At 63.7% G+C, this 18,475-nt stretch carries 18 protein-coding genes and 1 pseudogene; 16 read left to right on the top strand and 3 right to left on the bottom strand.

Annotated features, from left to right (window positions below; all coding sequences use genetic code 11):
• Position 1 precedes the first annotated feature (1 nt).
• The 10 genes from sucC (at position 2) to lpdA (ending at position 10,366) form a co-directional block, all read left to right on the top strand.
• The gene (gene sucC, locus LB533_RS01580) at positions 2-1,195 is read left to right on the top strand and encodes an ADP-forming succinate--CoA ligase subunit beta (RefSeq protein ID WP_140641075.1); all 1,194 of its coding nucleotides are present in this window, start codon (positions 2-4) and stop codon (positions 1,193-1,195) included.
• Between the two features lie 4 nt (positions 1,196-1,199).
• Positions 1,200-1,571, top strand: coding sequence for a cupin domain-containing protein (locus LB533_RS01585; protein ID WP_140641074.1), 372 nt, complete (start codon positions 1,200-1,202; stop codon positions 1,569-1,571).
• Between the two features lie 56 nt (positions 1,572-1,627).
• The gene (locus LB533_RS01590) at positions 1,628-1,858 is read left to right on the top strand and encodes a hypothetical protein (protein ID WP_140641072.1); all 231 of its coding nucleotides are present in this window, start codon (positions 1,628-1,630) and stop codon (positions 1,856-1,858) included.
• Positions 1,848-2,267 (top strand): PIN domain-containing protein, encoded by a 420-nt coding sequence (locus LB533_RS01595; protein WP_140641070.1) that lies wholly within the window; start codon positions 1,848-1,850, stop codon positions 2,265-2,267. Before LB533_RS01590 ends, LB533_RS01595 begins: the two co-directional genes overlap by 11 nt.
• Before the next feature lie 14 nt (positions 2,268-2,281).
• A complete protein-coding gene (gene sucD, locus LB533_RS01600; RefSeq protein ID WP_140518080.1) occupies positions 2,282-3,184 on the top strand; it encodes a succinate--CoA ligase subunit alpha in 903 nt (300 codons plus the stop codon).
• A gap of 138 nt (positions 3,185-3,322) precedes the next feature.
• The gene (locus LB533_RS01605; protein WP_140641068.1) at positions 3,323-6,307 is read left to right on the top strand and encodes a 2-oxoglutarate dehydrogenase E1 component; all 2,985 of its coding nucleotides are present in this window, start codon (positions 3,323-3,325) and stop codon (positions 6,305-6,307) included.
• A gap of 46 nt (positions 6,308-6,353) precedes the next feature.
• Positions 6,354-7,640, top strand: coding sequence for a 2-oxoglutarate dehydrogenase complex dihydrolipoyllysine-residue succinyltransferase (gene odhB / locus LB533_RS01610; protein WP_140641066.1), 1,287 nt, complete (start codon positions 6,354-6,356; stop codon positions 7,638-7,640).
• A gap of 86 nt (positions 7,641-7,726) precedes the next feature.
• Positions 7,727-8,185 (top strand): hypothetical protein, encoded by a 459-nt coding sequence (locus LB533_RS01615; protein WP_181169414.1) that lies wholly within the window; start codon positions 7,727-7,729, stop codon positions 8,183-8,185.
• On the top strand, positions 8,182-8,937 hold the full coding sequence (locus LB533_RS01620; protein ID WP_140641062.1) for an SDR family oxidoreductase: 756 nt from the start codon (positions 8,182-8,184) through the stop codon (positions 8,935-8,937). Before LB533_RS01615 ends, LB533_RS01620 begins: the two co-directional genes overlap by 4 nt.
• 25 nt (positions 8,938-8,962) lie before the next feature.
• Positions 8,963-10,366: a dihydrolipoyl dehydrogenase gene (gene lpdA, locus LB533_RS01625; RefSeq protein WP_224676500.1), complete on the top strand. Its 1,404-nt coding sequence runs from the start codon at positions 8,963-8,965 to the stop codon at positions 10,364-10,366.
• 571 nt (positions 10,367-10,937) lie between these two features.
• Here the strand turns inward: lpdA and LB533_RS01630 are convergent.
• Together LB533_RS01630 and LB533_RS01635 are read right to left on the bottom strand one after the other, a co-directional pair.
• Positions 10,938-12,005: a TraB/GumN family protein gene (locus tag LB533_RS01630; protein ID WP_224676501.1), complete on the bottom strand. Its 1,068-nt coding sequence runs from the start codon at positions 12,003-12,005 to the stop codon at positions 10,938-10,940.
• 175 nt (positions 12,006-12,180) lie between these two features.
• Entirely contained in the window at positions 12,181-13,119 is a 939-nt protein-coding gene (locus LB533_RS01635; RefSeq protein ID WP_224676751.1) for a tyrosine recombinase XerC, read from the bottom strand.
• Positions 13,120-13,434: 315 nt separating this feature from the next.
• Here LB533_RS01635 and rimM point away from each other — a divergent pair, with 315 nt between their 5' ends.
• Both rimM and trmD read left to right on the top strand, forming a co-directional pair.
• On the top strand, positions 13,435-14,034 hold the full coding sequence (gene rimM, locus LB533_RS01640) for a ribosome maturation factor RimM (RefSeq protein WP_224676502.1): 600 nt from the start codon (positions 13,435-13,437) through the stop codon (positions 14,032-14,034).
• The gene (trmD, locus tag LB533_RS01645; RefSeq protein WP_224676503.1) at positions 14,031-14,732 is read left to right on the top strand and encodes a tRNA (guanosine(37)-N1)-methyltransferase TrmD; all 702 of its coding nucleotides are present in this window, start codon (positions 14,031-14,033) and stop codon (positions 14,730-14,732) included. The genes rimM and trmD overlap by 4 nt, the downstream gene beginning before the upstream one ends.
• Here the strand turns inward: trmD and LB533_RS01650 are convergent.
• Positions 14,714-15,466 carry a sulfite exporter TauE/SafE family protein gene (locus tag LB533_RS01650; RefSeq protein WP_140643307.1) on the bottom strand — a complete coding sequence of 251 codons (753 nt, stop codon included), beginning with the start codon at positions 15,464-15,466 and terminating at the stop codon, positions 14,714-14,716. The genes trmD and LB533_RS01650 overlap by 19 nt on opposite strands.
• A gap of 305 nt (positions 15,467-15,771) precedes the next feature.
• Between LB533_RS01650 and rplS the strand changes: the two genes are divergently transcribed.
• The 4 genes and pseudogenes from rplS to LB533_RS01670 all read left to right on the top strand — a co-directional run bounded on the left by rplS (position 15,772) and on the right by LB533_RS01670 (position 18,365).
• On the top strand, positions 15,772-16,311 hold the full coding sequence (gene rplS / locus LB533_RS01655) for a 50S ribosomal protein L19 (protein WP_140492749.1): 540 nt from the start codon (positions 15,772-15,774) through the stop codon (positions 16,309-16,311).
• Positions 16,312-16,465: 154 nt separating this feature from the next.
• Positions 16,466-16,882: an organic hydroperoxide resistance protein gene (locus tag LB533_RS01660; RefSeq protein WP_224676504.1), complete on the top strand. Its 417-nt coding sequence runs from the start codon at positions 16,466-16,468 to the stop codon at positions 16,880-16,882.
• The gene (locus LB533_RS01665; protein ID WP_140643310.1) at positions 16,879-17,388 is read left to right on the top strand and encodes a MarR family winged helix-turn-helix transcriptional regulator; all 510 of its coding nucleotides are present in this window, start codon (positions 16,879-16,881) and stop codon (positions 17,386-17,388) included. The genes LB533_RS01660 and LB533_RS01665 overlap by 4 nt, the downstream gene beginning before the upstream one ends.
• A gap of 177 nt (positions 17,389-17,565) precedes the next feature.
• Positions 17,566-18,365 (top strand): annotated as a pseudogene (locus tag LB533_RS01670) (transporter substrate-binding domain-containing protein).
• The last annotated feature ends 110 nt before the right edge of the window (positions 18,366-18,475 follow it).

Consider the following 18,475-nt stretch of genomic DNA (forward strand, 5'->3'; position numbering starts at 1 on the left):
GATGAACATCCATGAGTATCAAGGCAAGGCGCTGCTGAAGAGCTTTGGCGCGCCGGTGGCCCAAGGCGTGCCGGTGTTCAAGGCTGATGAGGCGGAAGCCGCCGCCAAGGCGCTGCCCGGCCCGCTCTATGTGGTGAAGAGCCAGATCCATGCCGGCGGCCGCGGCAAGGGCAAGTTCAAGGAGCTCGGGCCCGACGCCAAGGGCGGCGTGCGGCTGGCCAAGTCGGTCGCCGACGTCGTCGCCAACGCCAACGAGATGCTCGGCCACACGCTGGTGACCAAGCAGACCGGCCCGACCGGCAAGCAGGTCAACCGACTCTATATCGAGGACGGCGCCGATATCGACCGCGAGCTCTACCTGTCGATCCTGGTCGATCGATCGGTCGGCCGCATCGCCTTCGTGGTCTCGACCGAAGGCGGCATGGACATCGAGGCGGTCGCCCACGACACGCCGGAAAAGATCATCACCGTCGCCATCGACCCGGAAAAGGGCGTCACGGCGGAGGATGTGAAGAAGCTCAATGCCGCGCTGAAGCTCGACGGAGACGCGGCCAAGGATGGCGGCACGCTGTTCCCGATCCTCTACAAGGCCTTCGTCGAGAAGGACATGAGCCTGCTCGAGGTCAATCCCCTGATCGTCATGAAGAACGGCCGGCTGCGCGTCCTCGACGCCAAGGTGTCGTTCGACAACAACGCGCTGTTTCGCCACCCGGATGTGCTCGAACTGCGCGACACCACCGAAGAGGACGAGAAAGAAATCGAGGCGTCGAAATATGACCTCGCCTATGTCGCGCTCGACGGCAATATCGGCTGCATGGTCAATGGCGCAGGCCTCGCCATGGCGACGATGGACATCATCAAGCTCTACGGCGCCGAGCCGGCCAACTTCCTCGACGTCGGCGGCGGCGCGTCGAAGGAAAAGGTGACGGCGGCCTTCAAGATCATCACCAGGGATCCGGCGGTCAAGGGCATCCTGATCAACATCTTCGGCGGCATCATGAAATGCGACATCATCGCTGAGGGCGTTATCGCCGCTGTCAAGGAAGTCGGGCTGAAAGTGCCGCTGGTCGTGCGCCTTGAAGGCACCAATGCCGAACTCGGCAAGAAGATCATCAACGACAGCGGCCTCAACGTCGTGTCGGCCGACGATCTCGACGACGCCGCCAAGAAGATCGTGGCGGCGGTGAAGGGCTGATCAAGTGCCTCCGCGCAAGATAAACCTCGTCGAAGCGGCGGATGCGAAGATCGACAACGTGTTCGATCCGCACATCGCCGGCGACGTCAATGACGCCCAGGTCAAGATCGCCAAGTTCGGCGATGTCTTCGACTGGCACGCCCATGACGATGAAGACGAAGCCTTCCTCGTGCTGCGCGGCCGCATCGCTATCGATTTCCGCGACGGTCCGGTCGAGCTCGGCGAAGGCGATTTCATCGTCGTGCCGCGCGGCGTCGAGCACCGGCCGCGTTCGCTGACACCGGAGCCGGTGGTGCTGATGTTCGAGCCGGCGACGACGCTCAACACCGGCAACGCCAAGAGCGATCTCACCGTCGCCGACCTGAAGCGGCTTTGACTTGCGATGGCCACAGTTACACATATACTGTGTGGCATAGCAGGAGAAAAAGAGACATGAAGAATATCACCCTGGCCGTCGAGGAAGAGATTCTGGAGCAGGTCAAACTGACGGCCGCCGAACAGCGAACTACCGTCAATGGTATGGTGCGAGAGTTTTTTGCAGCGGTGGCGGCGAAACGCCATGCCAAGGACGAGGCACGGCAAGCGCTGCTGAGGCTCGCCCGCGAGGCGGCAGGAGACATGGGCAGCAGCAAGTGGAACCGGGAAGCTCTCTATGATCGCTGAGTGCTTCCTTGACACCAACGTTCTCGTTTATGCGGCGATCGGGCACAAATCCGAGCGTACGAAATATGAGCGCGCCGTGGAGTTGATCGCCAAGGAAGACTACTCGACCTCAGCCCAGGTACTGCAAGAGTTTTATGTGAACGTGACCAAAAGAGCGGATGTCGTGCTGGCGCCAGCGAAAGCGGCCGAGTGGGTTGCCGCGATCTCCATGAAGCCTTGCCAGGATTTGGACAGCGCGGTCGTCATGCGCGGCATTGAGAATGCGCAGCGGTATCGGATTTCTTATTGGGACGGCGCAATCATCGCCGCAGCCGAGCGCCTTGGCGTCAAAAAACTTTACACCGAAGACCTCCACCACGGACAGAGCTACGGTTCCGTGGTTGCCATCAACCCCTTCCGCACACACTGATCAGGTCGCAAAAAATGTCCATTCTCGTCGACAAGAACACCAAGGTGCTCGTGCAGGGCCTGACCGGTAAGACCGGCACGTTCCACACCGAGCAGGCGCTGGCCTATCACGGGACCAAGATGGTCGGCGGCATCCATCCCAAGAAGGGCGGCGAGACCTGGACCGGCGCCAAGGGCGAGAACCTGCCGATCTTCGCCACCGTCGCCGAGGGCAAGGCCAAGACCGGGGCCAACGCTTCCGTCGTCTATGTGCCGCCGGCGGGTGCTGCCGAAGCCATCATCGAGGCCATCGAGGCCGAAATCCCGCTCATCGTCTGCATCACCGAAGGCATACCTGTCATGGACATGATCAAGGTCAAGGCGCGGCTCGACCGTTCGACGTCGCGGCTGATCGGTCCGAACTGTCCCGGCGTGCTCACCCCCGACGAATGCAAGATCGGCATCATGCCCGGGAACATCTTCCGCAAGGGTTCGGTCGGTGTTGTTTCGCGCTCGGGAACGCTTACCTATGAAGCCGTGTTCCAGACCACCAATGTCGGCCTCGGCCAGACCACCGCCGTCGGCATCGGTGGCGACCCCGTCAAAGGCACCGAATTCATCGACGTGCTCGAAATGTTCCTCGCCGACGACGAGACCAAGTCGATCATCATGATCGGCGAGATCGGCGGCTCGGCCGAGGAAGACGCCGCGCAGTTTCTCAAGGACGAGGCCAAACGCGGCCGCCGCAAGCCGATGGCCGGCTTCATCGCCGGACGCACGGCGCCGGCCGGCCGCACCATGGGCCATGCGGGCGCGGTCATCTCGGGCGGCAAGGGCGGCGCCGAAGACAAGATCGCGGCAATGGAATCGGCCGGGATAAAAGTTTCGCCATCGCCGGCCCGGCTGGGCACGACGCTGGTCGAGGCGATTAAGGGCTAGTGAATAGTCAATAGTGAGTAGTGAAAAGGGAAAAACGGGTGAGTAGCAGTTGAACGGGAAAGCCTTCATTTTCCTACTCACTACTGACTACTCACTATTCCCCTCGAAAGGAGACGGAGCCAGGCTCCGCAGACAAAGATGGCACGACAAGATCAGGCCAACGACCAATTTTCGCTCACCTCTTTCCTCTATGGCGGCAATGCCGATTATATCGACGCGCTTTATGCTGCCTATGAGGATGATCCAGCCTCGGTCAATCCCGAATGGCAGGAGTTCTTCGCCGGCCTGAAGGACGATGCCGGGGATGTCCGCAAGAACGCCAAGGGCGCCTCTTGGGCCAAGCCTTCCTGGCCGATGCAGGCCAATGGCGAGCTGGTGTCGGCGCTCGACGGCAATTGGGGCTTGGTCGAAAAGCACATCGAAAAGAAGGTCAAGGAGAAGGCTGCCGTCAACGGCGCCGTCCCGTCCGACGCCGACGTGCACCAGGCGACGCGCGATTCCGTGCGCGCCATCATGATGATCCGCGCCTATCGCATGCGCGGCCATCTGCACGCCAATCTCGATCCGCTCGGCATCGCCACGCTCGAGGATTATAACGAGCTGTCGCCGGAGAATTACGGCTTCACCGAAGCCGACTACGACCGGCCGATCTTCCTCGACAATGTGCTCGGGCTCGAATTCGGCACCATCCGTCAGATGCTCGACATCCTGACCCGCACCTATTGCTCGACGCTGGGCGTCGAGTTCATGCATATCTCCGATCCGGAAGAGAAAGCGTGGATCCAGGCGCGCATCGAGGGCGCCGACAAGGAGATCTCCTTCACCGCGACCGGCAAGAAGGCTATCCTGCAGAAGCTGATCGAGGCCGAGGGTTTCGAGCAGTTCGCCGACGTCAAGTTCAAGGGTACCAAGCGCTTCGGCCTCGACGGCGGCGAAGCGCTGATCCCGGCGCTGGAGCAGATCGTCAAGCGCGGCGGCCAGCTCGGGCTGAAGGAGATCGTGCTCGGCATGGCGCATCGCGGCCGCCTCAACGTGCTCTCCCAGGTGATGGCCAAACCGCATCGCGCCATCTTCCATGAATTCAAGGGCGGCTCGGCCGCGCCCGACGAGGTCGAGGGCTCGGGCGACGTCAAATACCATCTCGGCGCCTCGTCGGACCGCGAGTTCGACGGCAACAAGGTGCACCTGTCGCTGACCGCCAACCCCTCGCATCTGGAAATCGTCGACCCGGTGGTGATGGGCAAGGCGCGCGCCAAACAGGACTATCTGTTCGGCCGTGGCCGCGAGGAGATCGTGCCTCTGGAAGAGCGGGCCAAGGTGCTGCCGCTTTTGCTGCATGGCGACGCCGCCTTTGCCGGCCAGGGCGTGATTGCCGAGATCCTCGGCCTGTCGGGCCTGCGCGGCCACCGCGTCGCCGGCACGCTGCATTTCATCATCAACAACCAGATCGGCTTCACCACCAATCCGCGCTTCTCGCGCTCGTCGCCCTATCCGTCCGACGTCGCCAAGATGATCGAGGCGCCGATCTTCCACGTCAACGGCGACGATCCGGAAGCCGTGGTGCACGCCGCCAAGGTGGCGATCGAATTCCGCATGAAGTTCCACAAGCCGGTCGTGGTCGACATGTTCTGCTATCGCCGCTTCGGCCATAATGAAGGCGACGAGCCGGCCTTCACGCAGCCGATCATGTATCGCAACATCCGCACCCATAAGACGACGGTGCAGATCTATGCCGACCGGCTCATCGCCGAAGGCCACATGACCCAGGCCGAGTTCGACAAGCTCAAGGCCGACTGGCGCGAGCATCTGGAATCCGAATGGGAAGTCGGCCAACACTACAAGCCCAACAAGGCGGACTGGCTCGATGGCGCCTGGTCGGGCTTGCGCACCGCCGACAACCAGGATGAAACAAGACGCGGCAAGACCGCGGTGCCGGTCAAGACGCTGAAGGAGATCGGCAAGAAGCTGACCGAGGTGCCGAAGGATTTCGAGGCGCACAAGACGATCATCCGCTTCCTCGAAAACCGCCGCCAGGCCATCGAATCCGGGGAAGGCATCGACTGGTCGACGGCCGAGGCGCTGGCCTTCGGCGCCATCCTGCTCGACGGCAACCCGATCCGCCTCTCCGGGCAGGATTCGGAGCGCGGCACCTTCTCGCAGCGCCATTCCGTGCTCTACGACCAGCGCGACGAGACTCGCTATATCCCGCTCAACAATCTGTCGGCGGCGCAGGCCGGCTATGAGGTCATCAACTCGATGCTGTCCGAAGAAGCCGTGCTCGGCTTCGAATATGGCTACAGCCTGGCCGAGCCGAAGGCGCTGACGCTGTGGGAAGCGCAGTTCGGCGACTTCGCCAATGGCGCCCAGGTGGTGTTCGACCAGTTCATATCCAGCGGAGAGCGCAAGTGGCTCAGAATGTCGGGCCTCGTCTGCCTGCTGCCGCATGGCTATGAAGGCCAGGGGCCGGAACATTCGTCTGCCCGGCTCGAGCGTTTCCTCCAGCTCTGCGCCGAAGACAACATGCAAGTGGCCAACTGCACGACGCCGGCCAACTACTTCCACATACTGCGCCGGCAGTTGAAGCGCGATTTCCGCAAGCCGCTGATCCTGATGACGCCGAAATCACTGCTGCGCCACAAGCGGGCGGTGTCGACGCTGCCGGAAATGTCGGGCGAAAGCTCGTTCCACCGGCTGTTGTGGGACGATGCCCAGCTCCTGCCCAACCAGGCCATCAAGCTGACCAAGGATTCCAAGATCCGCCGTGTCGTGCTGTGCTCGGGCAAGGTTTACTACGACCTTTATGAGGAGCGCGAGAAGCGCGGCATCAACGACATCTATCTGCTGCGCGTCGAACAGCTCTACCCGTTCCCGGCCAAGGCGCTGATCACCGAATTGTCGCGCTTCCGCAATGCCGAAATGGTGTGGTGCCAGGAGGAGCCCAAGAACATGGGCGCCTGGTCGTTCATCGACCCGTATCTGGAATGGGTGCTGGCGCATATCGACGCCAAGCACCAGCGGGTGCGCTACACCGGCCGGCCGGCATCCGCCTCGCCGGCGACCGGGCTTATGTCCAAGCATCTCGCCCAGCTCGCCGCCTTGCTCGAAGACGCGCTCGGCGAGTAGGCAGAGTTGAGCGAATAGAACAGACAGACAGAAACGGACAGGCACAATGGCTACCGAAATCCGCGTTCCCACTCTCGGCGAATCCGTCACCGAGGCGACCATCGGCAAATGGTTCAAGAAGGTGGGCGATGCCATTGCCGCCGACGAGCCGCTGGTCGAGCTCGAAACCGACAAGGTGACCGTCGAGGTTCCCTCGCCGGGCGCTGGAACCTTGGGCGAGATCGCGGCCAAGGAAGGCGAGACAGTCGGGGTCGGCGCGCTTCTGGGCTCGATTTCGGCCGGCGGCGCCGCCGCACCAGTGACCAAGCCGCAAGCCGTGGCGCAGGCATCCAGCCCCGACGCGGCGCAGACCACCAAGCAGGCCGCCGCCGAGACCGCCAAGGTCGCCGGTGACGCCGGCCCGGTCGAGCCGCGCGCCATGCCGCCCGCGCCGGCGGCGGCGAAACTGATCGCCGAAAACAATCTGTCGGTCGACCAGCTTTCCGGTTCGGGCAAGCGCGGCCAGGTGCTGAAGGGCGACGTGCTCGATGCCATCTCCAAGGGCGCGCCTTCGCAGCCGGCCGAGACGCCGAAGGCGGCGCCCGCACCCGCCGCGCCAGCGGTGGCCCGCGCGCCCTCGTCGGGTGACGATGCGGCACGCGAAGAGCGCGTGCGCATGACCAAGCTGCGCCAGACCATCGCGCGCCGGCTCAAGGAAGCGCAGTCGACCGCCGCCATGCTCACCACCTTCAACGAGGTCGACATGTCAGCGGTGATGGCGCTCAGGACCAAGTACAAGGACGTGTTCGAGAAGAAGCACGGCGTGAAGCTCGGCTTCATGGGTTTCTTCACCAAGGCCGTCACGCACGCGCTGAAGGAAATCCCCTCGGTCAACGCCGAGATCGACGCCACCGATATCATCTTCAAGAACTACGCCCATATCGGCGTCGCCGTCGGCACCGAGAAGGGTCTGGTCGTTCCGGTGGTGCGCGATGCCGACCAGATGTCTATCGCCGAGATCGAGAAGGAGATCGGCCGGCTCGGCATCGCCGCGCGAGACGGCAAGCTGTCGGTCGCCGACATGCAGGGCGGCACGTTCACGATTTCCAACGGCGGCGTCTACGGGTCGCTGATGTCGACGCCGATCCTCAACGCGCCGCAGTCGGGCATTCTGGGCATGCACAAGATCCAGGACCGGCCTGTGGTGGTCGGCGGCCAGATCGTGATCCGGCCGATGATGTATCTGGCGCTGAGCTACGATCACCGCATCGTCGACGGCAAGGAAGCGGTCACCTTTCTGGTGCGCGTCAAGGAAAGCCTGGAGGATCCGGAACGGCTGGTGCTTGATCTGTGAGGCGGTCGGATGGCGGCTCGCGGTCGGAGTAGCCAATAATGCCCCTGTTCCCTGGGCCCGCCAGACCGATAGCGCTGGCGGCCGGTATGGCATTCGCCGCCGTCCACGCTAATGCCGCATGCCCGATCGAACTCGCCGTCTACGGCGATGCCCAGAGCGGCAGTGAGATCGATTTTGCCCCGACCGGCACGTCGGCGACCGTCACCAACACGTTCCGCTTGATCCTCGACAACAATGTGGTGCTGAACGGCATCGTCCAATGGAACGAAGGTGTTTCGCGGCCGAACGGGGCGCTGATGTACAAATGCCCGGCAGGCGACGTGACCGGCACCGAGCTTGCCGCCTGCACCTTGTGGAACGGCGTCATCTATACGTCGGATGACAGGGGCGGCATCGGCCTGTTGCCGGCCGAAGGCGTCGACGCACCGAAGACGCTGATCCTGCCCGATCTCGGTCCGGTGTTGCATCAATCCACCGCCTATGGCGGCGGCGGGTTTTCGAAAGTGCCGTCGGATGTGTTTGCCTTGAATGGATGCCAGGAATGAGTGAAACGCAAAAGGTGCTGCTTGTCACCGGCGGCAGCCGCGGCATCGGCGCCGCCATTTGTAGGCTCGGATCGAAGGCTGGCTATCGCGTAGCGGTCAACTACGCCTCCAACCAGACAGCCGCCGAGGCGCTGGTCGGCGAAATCAAGGCCGCAGGCGGCGAGGCCTTTGCGGTCAGGGGCGATGTCGGCGTCGAATCCGATGTCGTTGCCATGTTTGAAGCCGTCGACCGCACCTATGGCCGGCTCGATGCTTTCGTCAACAATGCCGGCATCGTCGATGTCAAGGCGCGTATCGACGAGATGGATGTCTCACGGCTGGAGCGCATGATGCGCATCAACGTGGTGGGGTCGTTCCTCTGCGCCCGCGAAGCGGTGAAGCGGATGTCGAGCCGTCACGGTGGGTCGGGTGGATCCATCGTCAACATCTCGTCGGCTGCGGCAGTTCTGGGCTCGCCGGGCGAATATGTCGACTACGCCGCGTCCAAGGGCGCGATCGACACCTTCACCATCGGGCTCGCCCGCGAGGTGGCGCTGGAAGGCATCCGCGTCAATGCGGTGCGGCCGGGCATCATCGATACCGAAATCCATGCCTCGGGTGGACAGCCGGACCGGATAGAACGGTTCCGCGACCTTCTGCCGATGAAAAGAGCCGGCACCGCGGATGAAGTCGCGGGCGCGGTTCTCTACCTGTTGTCCGATGCCGCGTCCTATACGACCGGCGCGATCCTGAATGTCAGCGGCGGCCGCTGAGCGCCCCAAGAAAAGGGAAACGAACATGGCTTATGACGTCGTAATCATCGGCTCGGGACCGGGCGGCTATGTCTGCGCCATCAAGGCGGCGCAGCTCGGGCTGAAGGTCGCGGTGGTCGAGAAGAACCCGACCTTCGGCGGCACCTGCCTCAACATCGGCTGCATTCCGTCCAAGGCGTTGCTGCATGCCTCCGAGATGTTCGCCGAGGCCGGCCATTCCTTCGACACGCTGGGTGTCGAAGTGACGCCGAAGCTCAATTTAAAGAAGATGATGGCGCACAAGGACGCGACGGTGACGGCGAACGTCAACGGCGTCGCCTTCCTGTTCAAGAAGAACAAGATCGACAGCTTTCGCGGCATCGGCACGGTGATCGCTGCGGGCAAGGTGTCGGTGACCAGCGAGGACGGCAAGGTCGAGGAAATCGAGACGAAGAACATCGTCATCGCCACCGGCTCGGACGTCGCCGGCATTCCTGGCGTCACGGTCGACTTCGACGAGAAGGTCATCGTGTCCTCGACCGGTGCGCTGTCGCTCGAGAAGGTTCCCGGTCATCTGGTGGTGGTCGGCGGCGGCGTCATCGGGCTCGAACTCGGCTCGGTCTGGGCGCGGCTCGGCGCCAAGGTCACCGTGGTCGAGTTCCTCGACACCATCCTCGGCGGTATGGACGGCGAGGTCTCCAAGCAGTTCCAGCGGCTCTTGTCCAAGCAGGGCTTCGAATTCAGGCTCGGCGCCAAGGTGACCGGCGTCGCCAAAGGCAAGAAAGGCGCCAGCGTCACCTTCGAACCTGTGAAAGGCGGCGCGGCCGAGACGATCGAGGCCGACATGGTGCTGATCGCCACCGGCCGCCGCGCTTTCGCCGACAGCCTGGGCCTGAAGGAAGCGGGCATCGAGGTCGATGAGCGCGGCCGGGTCAAGACCGACGCGCACCTCAGGACCAACATAGCAGGCATCTATGCCATCGGCGATGTCATCGCCGGGCCGATGCTGGCGCACAAGGCCGAGGATGAGGGCGTAGCGGTCGCCGAGACGATTGCCGGCCAGGCCGGCCATGTGAACTACGACGTCATTCCGAGCGTCGTCTACACCAGCCCGGAGATCGCTTCGGTCGGCAAGACCGAGGAGGAATTGAAGAAGGCCGGCATCGACTACAAGGTCGGAAAGTTTCCGTTCACCGCCAATGGCCGGGCACGCGCCATGCTGCACACCGACGGCTTCGTCAAGATCCTGGCCGACAAGGCCACCGACCGCGTGCTCGGCGTTCACATCGTCGGCTTCGGCGCCGGCGAGATGATCCACGAGGCGGCGGTGCTGATGGAATTCGGCGGCTCGTCGGAAGATCTCGCACGCACCTGCCATGCCCATCCGACCATGTCGGAAGCAGTGAAGGAAGCGGCATTGGCGACGTTCTTCAAGCCGATCCATATTTAGAACGATCCAGGAAAACCGTGAAACGCTTTTCCTGGGAAAAAGCGCGTAGCGCTTTCCCTGAGGGAATTGCCTCCTTGCCTGCCCAAACAGAACGGCCCGCCGGAAGGCGGGCCGTTCTTCGTTGAAAGCCGTGGCCCGGATTACTGGGCCGGTGCGGGAGCTGGGGCCGGTGCAGGAGCCGGTGTCGCCGGTGCAGGAGCCGGCGCGGGTGCTGGTGCAGGGGCAGGGGCAGGCGCGGGTGTCGGTTCGGCGGGCTTCATCGGTTCCGCGGGCGCTGGGGCCGGGGCCGGTGTGCTCGCGGCCGGCGGTTCGGTCGCCGGATGCTCACCACTTCTTCCGAAAACATAATACGCGACTACAGCCAGAATAACGACGACCAATGCAATCAGCCAAGGGCTGCCGCCGCCACCTGATCTGGGCGTGTCGTTTGATGGATTCGCCATAAAAGTGTCCTCCGTGGATGAAAATGATCAATCAACAGCCATCAACGCGCAACCGTTGAAGGGGTTTCACGCTAGGGAAGGAAAGCGCCGAAAACGCGGCGCCTTGGGTCCTCCGCTGCCCACGCGACTCAATCGACAGCGGTGACAGTATAGCCGGCTTTGCGGAAATCCTCGACCAGCCCCTCCGGACCGGGCAGATGCAGCGCGCCGACGGCGATGAAGGCATTGCCTTTGGCGAGGAATGGTCCGGCATGATCGACCATCGCCTTGTTGCGGCTGGTGATCATGGTCTGCTCGAATGCCGCGTAGCCTGTCGCGTCGCCCGTCTCGCCGGGCAGCACGGCGCGAAACAGCGGCCAGAACATGCCGGTCTCGCCGCGCTGGTAGAGCACGATCATGGTTTCGTTGACGTCGTTCATTCTGTCGCCGAGCTTCAGCGTGTCGACCAGTCCCTTCATGTGGAACGCAATCGGCAGCGAAGCCATGGCGCGCAGCTGGTCGGCGACGGTTTCCAGCCCTTCGACGGATTTGCCGGAGGCCTTGGCATCCTCGGCAAGCTTGACGTCGAGCACCGGCGCGCCGCCGGCCTTGCGGGCGAGTTCGCAGGCTGGAAGCGCCACCATGGCCGACAGCATCCACGGCTTCATCTTGGCGACGGTTGCCGGCGGGATGCCGCGTTCGTCGAGCGCCTTGTCGACAGCCGCAGCGTCGTCGGGCGACAGCAGCGACGACAGCGTGGTGCTGTCGGTGAACATCATCAGCTCCGGCTGCTTGAGCAGAGCCGCCATCATCTTCTGCTGGTCGAGCACTTCGGTGGTCTCGATCACGATGGTGCCGGCGCCGTCATAGGCCTTCTGCGCCGCCGGCGGCAGCGCTGTGACACGCGGGTCGGTCATATGCATGGTGCCGAACAGGAAGGACGGCTGTTCGCCCGTCTTCTCCAGCTTCCACAGCAGGCCCTTGCCGTTCGGCGTTGCGGCGGCTTCCGCCTCGATCTTGCGGTAGGTGGACGGGTCGCTTTTCTGCAACGCCGACAGCATGTCGGCGCCGGTGCAGGACGGGATTTCGGCATGCGCCTTGCCGGCCGCGAACAACAGGACGGCGAGCAGAGACAGGAAAAACAGAACATGGAGCGCCAAGAGCAGCTTTAGCGAGAAGAGCGCAGCGCGGTCGGCGATGACGATGACCCGTTTCATGACCCTTTCCTAAGCCGGAAAAACGGCAAAACGGTTAACCCGGAGAACGAAATTGTCTTCGGTTCAATCAGTTTTTGACGATCGCTCGGATTACTGAACGGCCTGTGGTTAGTTGAGCCGCCCACCCATCGTCATCCCGTGGCGAAGTCCGGAAGCCTCGCACAACCCCAATACTTCACGCCCTCGGGTGAGCCGATTCATAGATCTCCAGCAGCCTCGCCGTATCGACGCCGGTGTAGATCTGCGTGGTCGACAGGCTGGCATGGCCGAGTAGTTCCTGGATGGTGCGCAGGTCGCCGCCGCGGCCGAGCAGATGCGTGGCAAAGGAATGGCGCAGGGCGTGCGGCGTTGCCGTGTCCGGCAGGTTGAGCGCCGAGCGCAGCTTGGCCATCTCGCGCTGGACGATGGCCGGGTTGAGCGGGCCGCCGCGCGCGCCGCGAAACAACAGGCCCTTGGGGTGGAGATGGTAGGGGCACAGCCGGCGGTATTCGGCAATCGCCTTGAGCGCCACCGGCAGCACCGGCACCAACCGCGTCTTGCCACCCTTACCGGTGACGCGCAGCACCGTGTCGGCTTCCGACGCCAGGTCGGCGCCGGCAAGGCCGAGCGCCTCGGAAATGCGCAGGCCCGAGCCGTAGAGCAGCGTCAGCACGGCGGCGTTGCGGGCGGCGATCCAGGGTTCCTCCGCCAATTGACCCTCGACGGAAACGACATGTTTTGCGTCACTGGCCGTCAGCGGTTTCGGCAGCGACTTGGGTTGGCGCGGCGCCCGCAGGACCGCCGCGCCCGCTGCGTTGGCGAGACCACGCCGTTCCAGAAAGCGCAAGAGTGAGCGAATGCCGGCCAGCCCCCGGCCGAGCGTGCGGGCGCCTGCGCCTTCATTGCGACGGGCGGCGAGAAAACCGCGCAGGTCGGCCGGGCGCAGTTCGGCGATGTCGGCAATGCCGGGCGGTCCGCCATTATGCCCCGTCAGGAAATGCAGGAACTGCCTGGTGTCGCGCTCATAGGCTTCCACCGTCTCGGGCGACAGCCGACGTTCTCGCGCGAGCATCTTGAGCCAGCTTTCGCGCACCGCCTGAAGGTCGGGCTTTGCCGGGATAAGGAATTCCTGCATGGCGTCGTTCCGGTTCGCCGTCATTTTCCGGCAGCCGGGTTAGGAAGCGGTGAAGAGGCCGTCATTGAAATGACAACCCGGTGGGGCTAGGAGTCGATTGGCGGCAAGTCATAACCTTGTTGATTGGCTGAAATGCCCAGTGCCTCTTTGCTGCGGAGACCGCAGGATGTCCGCCAATAGAGAGTTGCAGGGAAGAGACCCGTGAGCCTTTCTGAACTGCCGTGGGTTTTGATCACAGTAACGGAATGGATCCTCGGGTCTGCGCAGTCGCTTCGCGCCTGCTCCGACCGTGGATGACGAAGGTAAAAGCGCGCCATGAGCAAGCCCCAGAACCCCGTCCAGATGGCCGTGATTGGCGCCGCCCACGGCATCAAGGGCGAATTGCGCGTCAAAACCTTCACCGGCGATCCGCTGGCGCTCGCCGATTACGGGCCGCTTTATGCCAAGGACGGCCGCGCCTTCCAGATCATCGACATAAGGCCTGCCAACACCGTGGTTGTGGTGCGCTTCAAGGGTGTCAGTGACCGCAACGCGGCCGAGGCGCTGGCCGGCACGGAGCTGTTCGTCGATCGCTCTATGCTGCCCGATGACGGCGAGGAGGACGAATTCTATCATGCCGACCTGATCGGTCTGGAGGTTCGGGACGATACGGGAACCGTCCTTGGCAAGGTGGTCGCAGTGCACAATTTCGGCGGCGGCGACATCCTCGATGTGACGCTCTCCGGCCGCAAGGGCGTGTTGATCCCGTTCACGCAGGCCGCTGTGCCCGAAGTGTCGATCGCCGGGGGTTTTGTGCGCGTCGACCCGGCGGCGGCCGGGCTGGTCGAGGACGAGGACGGCGAAGTGCCGCGCGAGGAAGGCTTCGACCCGAAGGGCAGGCCGCGCGGCCCGAGGGACGCCGGGGGCAACCGGTGAGCTTCTCCGCCTCCGTGCTTACGCTCTACCCGGAAATGTTTCCGGGTCTGCTTGGCCTGTCGCTGGCCGGGCGGGCGCTGGAGGCCGGTACATGGTCGCTGCAGGCAATCCAGATCCGCGACTTCGCAACCGACCGCCACCGCACTGTCGACGACACGCCGGCCGGCGGCGGCGCCGGGATGGTCATGCGCGCCGATGTCTTGGCCAAGGCGATCGACCATGCCTCGCCCGAAGGCGATTTGCGGCCACGGCTGCTGATGAGCCCACGTGGAAAGCCGCTGACGCAGGCGCGCGTGCGCGAACTGGCCGCCGGGCCGGGCGCCGTCATCCTGTGCGGCCGCTTCGAAGGCATCGACCAGCGGGTGATCGACGCGCGGAATTTGGAGGAAGTCTCCATCGGCGACTTCATCCTCTCCGGCGGCGAGCCGGCGGCGCTTGTGCTGCTCGATGCGGTGGTGCGGCTGCTGCCCGGCGTCATGGGCAATGCCGTGTCGGGTGAAGAAGAGAGCTTTGAAAACGGCCTGCTCGAACACCCGCATTACACGCGGCCACAGGATTTCGAGGGCCGGCCCATTCCCGAGGTGCTGACCTCGGGCAACCACGGCAAGATCGCAGCTTGGCGGCGGGCAGAGTCGGAGAAGCTGACTCGAGAACGGCGGCCGGACTTGCTCGGCTCTCCTCAGCCCTTGGCGAAATAGTAGAACGCCAGGAACAGCCCGACCGCGACGACGAAGCCGCGCACCACATTCTGCGGCACGCGCTTGGCGATCCACACGCCGGCATAGCCGCCCAGCGCGCCGCCGGGGATCATGATGATCGCCTGCGGCCAGGCGACGACGCCACCCGAGACGAAGACGACGATGGCGACCGCCGCGATGACAATTGCCAGCATGTTTTTCAGCGCATTCAGGCGGTGGTAGTCGCCGGCCTGGGTCAGGCCGAGCGTCGCCAGCATCATCACGCCCATGCCGGCCCCGAAGAAGCCGCCATAGATGGCCGTGACGAACTGCGCCAGCGAGCCGGCCAATGAGCCCACAGAAGCCTCATGCCCCGGCTTGGGTGCGGGCTTCAGCCACGGCCCGGCGGCGAACAGCGCCGTCGCGGCCAGCAGCAGCCACGGCACCAGGATGCGAAATGACGGATTGTCCAGCGCCAACAGGATGAGCGCGCCGGCCAGTGCGCCGAGCGCCGATATCAGGCAGAGCAGCAGGGCGCCACGCCAGAAATGACGGATGTCGTCCCGGTAGGCCAGCGTCGAGGTGACATAGCCGGGAAATTGCGTCACCGAGGAGGTGGCGTTGGCGACGATCGGCGGCAGGCCGACCAAGGTCATGGCGCCGAAGGTGATGAAGGTGCCGCCGCCCGCGACCGCATTGGCGGCGCCGGAAAGAAAACCCGCCATGAATAGCAGGACCGCGTCGAAAAAGGACATGAGGATGCCGCCGGAGAACTATGGTTGCCCCGCCTTAGGCAGCTTGAAGGGCCCTTGCAACCCGGCAGTGGACAGATACGATGGTGCACGCGAGCAAAAAAGACGCGGCCAAGACGTGACAAAGCGTCGAAATAGCTGTATGTGCCCGCCGAACCGGGAGAAATCTGCCGGACCCGTCAACAATGGCGGTGTAGTCGCCCCTGCCCGATGTTTTCGAACAAAGGGCATAGCCGAGCGGTCATTGGAACTGCAAGGCGAGCGCCGGGCGCTCTGACTGTCGGAAGAACAAGAAGTGGATTACTGAGATGGATCTCATCCGTCAGCTCGAGGCCGAACAGGCCGCCAAGATCGAAGCCAAGCGCAAGCTTCCCGAATTTCAGCCCGGCGACACCGTGCGCGTCCAGGTCCGCGTGACCGAAGGCACCCGCACCCGCGTTCAGGCCTATGAAGGCGTCGTCATCGCCCGCGCCGGTTCGGGCTTCCAGGAAAATTTCACCGTCCGCAAGATCTCCTACGGCGAAGGCGTCGAGCGCGTCTTCCCGGTGTTTTCGCCAATGGTCGAAGGCGTCGAGATCGTGCGTCGCGGCAAGGTGCGTCGCGCCAAGCTCTATTACCTGCGCGACCGTCGCGGCAAGTCGGCCCGTATTTCGGAGAACACCGGCGTGCGCGCCCGCAAGCTCAACGATGAGGAGCGCGATGCGCTGAACGCCGAGAAGGCGCGCATCGAGGCCGAGAAGGTTGCCGCCGCGCAGGCGCTGGCCGCGGAGACGGCCGCCAAGGAAGCCGCCGAGAAGAAGGCCGCCGACGAAGCCGCCAAGGCTGCGGAAGCCGCAGCCGCCGAATAAGGTTTTCGACGAAGGATTTTGAAAAGGCGGCTTCGGCCGCCTTTTTTCGTTCACCAGACTGTGATCGCTTTTCCTCCGCAGGATCAGGATCCGGGGTGTTGACGAAACAGCAATTAGTACACTAACTAATCGTACACAATATAAGTGGAGATGTATGATGGCACTTTATACCACACAGGCTCGCGTCACCGGCGGCCGCGCCGGCCATGGCGAGACCAGCGACGGTCTGCTCAAGGTCGATCTGGCGATGCCCAAGGAGCTAGGCGGGCCGGGCGGCGCCACCAATCCCGAGCAGCTTTTCGCCATCGGCTACGCCGCCTGCTTCGAAAGCGCCATCCGCTTCGTCGCGCGTAAACAGAAGCTTCCGCTTGCCGACGCCGCGGTAACCGCGACCGTCAACCTTCTTCCCAATGGCGAGGGTTTCAAGCTCGGCGTTTCCTTGGCGGCCGAGACGAAAGGCCTTGATCAGGCGGCCGCAGAAGCGCTTGTATCGGCGGCGCACCAGATTTGCCCCTACTCCAACGCAACCAGGGGCAATATCGAGGTGGCGATTTCGGCAAAGGCGACATGACGGCGAAAACCAAAGACACGGCCGACCAGGTCCCGGCGGATGACGCCGGGACCAGCGCGGTTCCAAGGCTCCGCGATCAACTCTGCTTCGCGCTCTATTCGGCAAGCGGATTGATGACGAAGCTCTACCGGCCGTTGCTCGATCCGCTTGGCCTGACCTATCCGCAATATCTGGCCATGCTGGCGCTGTGGGAGCGCGCGCCGAGCACGGTGGGCGAGCTCGGCGAGGCGCTGGGCCTTGATTCGGCAACGCTGACGCCGCTGCTCAAGCGGCTCGAGGCCGGCGGCCTGGTTACGCGCCGGCGCGATCCTGCCGACGAGCGCCGCGTGCTGGTCGAGCCGACCGCCAAGGGCCAGGCTCTGCGCGAGCGCGCCAGGGACATCCCCGCCGCCATGCTCTGCAGCCTGCCTCTCGACCCAGCCGAGCTGAAGTCGCTGCATGGCACGCTGACCCGCTTTGTCGCCGGGCTGCGCGAGGCCGATGCCGGAGCGCCGCAGCGCGGCTGATCGGCCACGGCAAGGATCGTTCCCCAAAATCCCGGCCGAAAGTATCTATTTGCGTTTTTCGCCAGCCGTGGCGTAGCGGAGCGTCTTGCATGGCGCTTGCGGAGAGCTAAAGTCGGCGCCGGATTTCCTTTGCAGGCCCGGCCATGTCCGGGCGCTTTCACTTCCGGGGAGTGTGTCATGACCAAATCGCTACTGCTGCTGGCCGGCCTGCTTGCCGTCATGCTTGCGCCCGTTGCCGCCTTCGCCCAGGCGCTGCCCGATCTCGGCGGCAAGAAAGTGGTGGTGGTGACGGAAAACGCCTATCCGCCGCTGCAGTTCATCGATGCCAAGACCGGAAAACAGATCGGCTGGGAATATGACGCGATGAACGAGATCGCCAAGCGGCTGAATTTCACCGTCGAGTACCAGAACACCTCCTGGGACGCGATGATCCAGGCGGTTTCCGACAACCAGTACAACATCGGCATGACCGGCATCACCATCAAGGACGACCGCAAGCAGAAGGTGGATTTCTCCGACCCCTATATGCGCTCGGAACAGTTCATGCTGGTGCGCGGCGACGAGAGCCGCTTCTCACCGACGCCAAGACCTTCGGCGCCTTCAAGGACGGGCTGATCGGCGCGCAGGCCGGCACGACGCCCTTCTACACCGCTGTCTACAGCGTGCTGGACGGCAATGAGCAGAACCCGCGCATAAAGCTGTTCGAGACGTTCGGTGCTACCGTGCAGGCGCTGAAGACTGGCGACGTCGATGTGGTGCTCACGGACGGCACCGCCGGCAAGGGTTATGTCGACGCTTCCGAGGGCAAGCTGAAGCTGATCGGCGGCCCGCTCGGCACCGAGGATTTCGGCTTCATCTTCCCCAAGGGGTCCGACCTGGTGAAGCCTGTCAACGCCGCCATCGCCGCGCTCAAGGCCGACGGCACCTTCGACGCGCTGAACAAAAAATGGTTCCTTGATTACAAGATGGGGCAGTGAACCTCATTGTTACGCGCATTGCATGATGGTTATGCGCGGGAACTTGCGCTGACTCTGCGCCCAGAGGGGGGTGTGACAGAACGCAGCCTTGGTATCTTTGTCACCGGCAA

This window comes from Mesorhizobium sp. BR1-1-13, assembly GCF_020165515.1.
Lineage (GTDB): Bacteria > Pseudomonadota > Alphaproteobacteria > Rhizobiales > Rhizobiaceae > Mesorhizobium.

Excerpts from the sequence above, each read along its gene's own strand:
- sucC (WP_140641075.1), top strand. The coding sequence starts at position 2 with ATGAACATCCATGAGTATCAAGGCAAGGCGCTGCTGAAGAGCTTTGGC.
- LB533_RS01590 (WP_140641072.1), top strand. The coding sequence starts at position 1,628 with ATGAAGAATATCACCCTGGCCGTCGAGGAAGAGATTCTGGAGCAGGTC.
- LB533_RS01595 (WP_140641070.1), top strand. The coding sequence starts at position 1,848 with ATGATCGCTGAGTGCTTCCTTGACACCAACGTTCTCGTTTATGCGGCG.
- sucD (WP_140518080.1), top strand. The coding sequence starts at position 2,282 with ATGTCCATTCTCGTCGACAAGAACACCAAGGTGCTCGTGCAGGGCCTG.
- LB533_RS01605 (WP_140641068.1), top strand. The coding sequence starts at position 3,323 with ATGGCACGACAAGATCAGGCCAACGACCAATTTTCGCTCACCTCTTTC.
- odhB (WP_140641066.1), top strand. The coding sequence starts at position 6,354 with ATGGCTACCGAAATCCGCGTTCCCACTCTCGGCGAATCCGTCACCGAG.
- LB533_RS01615 (WP_181169414.1), top strand. The coding sequence starts at position 7,727 with ATGGCATTCGCCGCCGTCCACGCTAATGCCGCATGCCCGATCGAACTC.
- LB533_RS01620 (WP_140641062.1), top strand. The coding sequence starts at position 8,182 with ATGAGTGAAACGCAAAAGGTGCTGCTTGTCACCGGCGGCAGCCGCGGC.
- lpdA (WP_224676500.1), top strand. The coding sequence starts at position 8,963 with ATGGCTTATGACGTCGTAATCATCGGCTCGGGACCGGGCGGCTATGTC.
- LB533_RS01630 (WP_224676501.1), bottom strand. The coding sequence starts at position 12,005 with ATGAAACGGGTCATCGTCATCGCCGACCGCGCTGCGCTCTTCTCGCTA.
- LB533_RS01635 (WP_224676751.1), bottom strand. The coding sequence starts at position 13,119 with ATGCAGGAATTCCTTATCCCGGCAAAGCCCGACCTTCAGGCGGTGCGC.
- rimM (WP_224676502.1), top strand. The coding sequence starts at position 13,435 with ATGAGCAAGCCCCAGAACCCCGTCCAGATGGCCGTGATTGGCGCCGCC.
- LB533_RS01650 (WP_140643307.1), bottom strand. The coding sequence starts at position 15,466 with ATGTCCTTTTTCGACGCGGTCCTGCTATTCATGGCGGGTTTTCTTTCC.
- rplS (WP_140492749.1), top strand. The coding sequence starts at position 15,772 with ATGGATCTCATCCGTCAGCTCGAGGCCGAACAGGCCGCCAAGATCGAA.
- LB533_RS01660 (WP_224676504.1), top strand. The coding sequence starts at position 16,466 with ATGATGGCACTTTATACCACACAGGCTCGCGTCACCGGCGGCCGCGCC.
- LB533_RS01665 (WP_140643310.1), top strand. The coding sequence starts at position 16,879 with ATGACGGCGAAAACCAAAGACACGGCCGACCAGGTCCCGGCGGATGAC.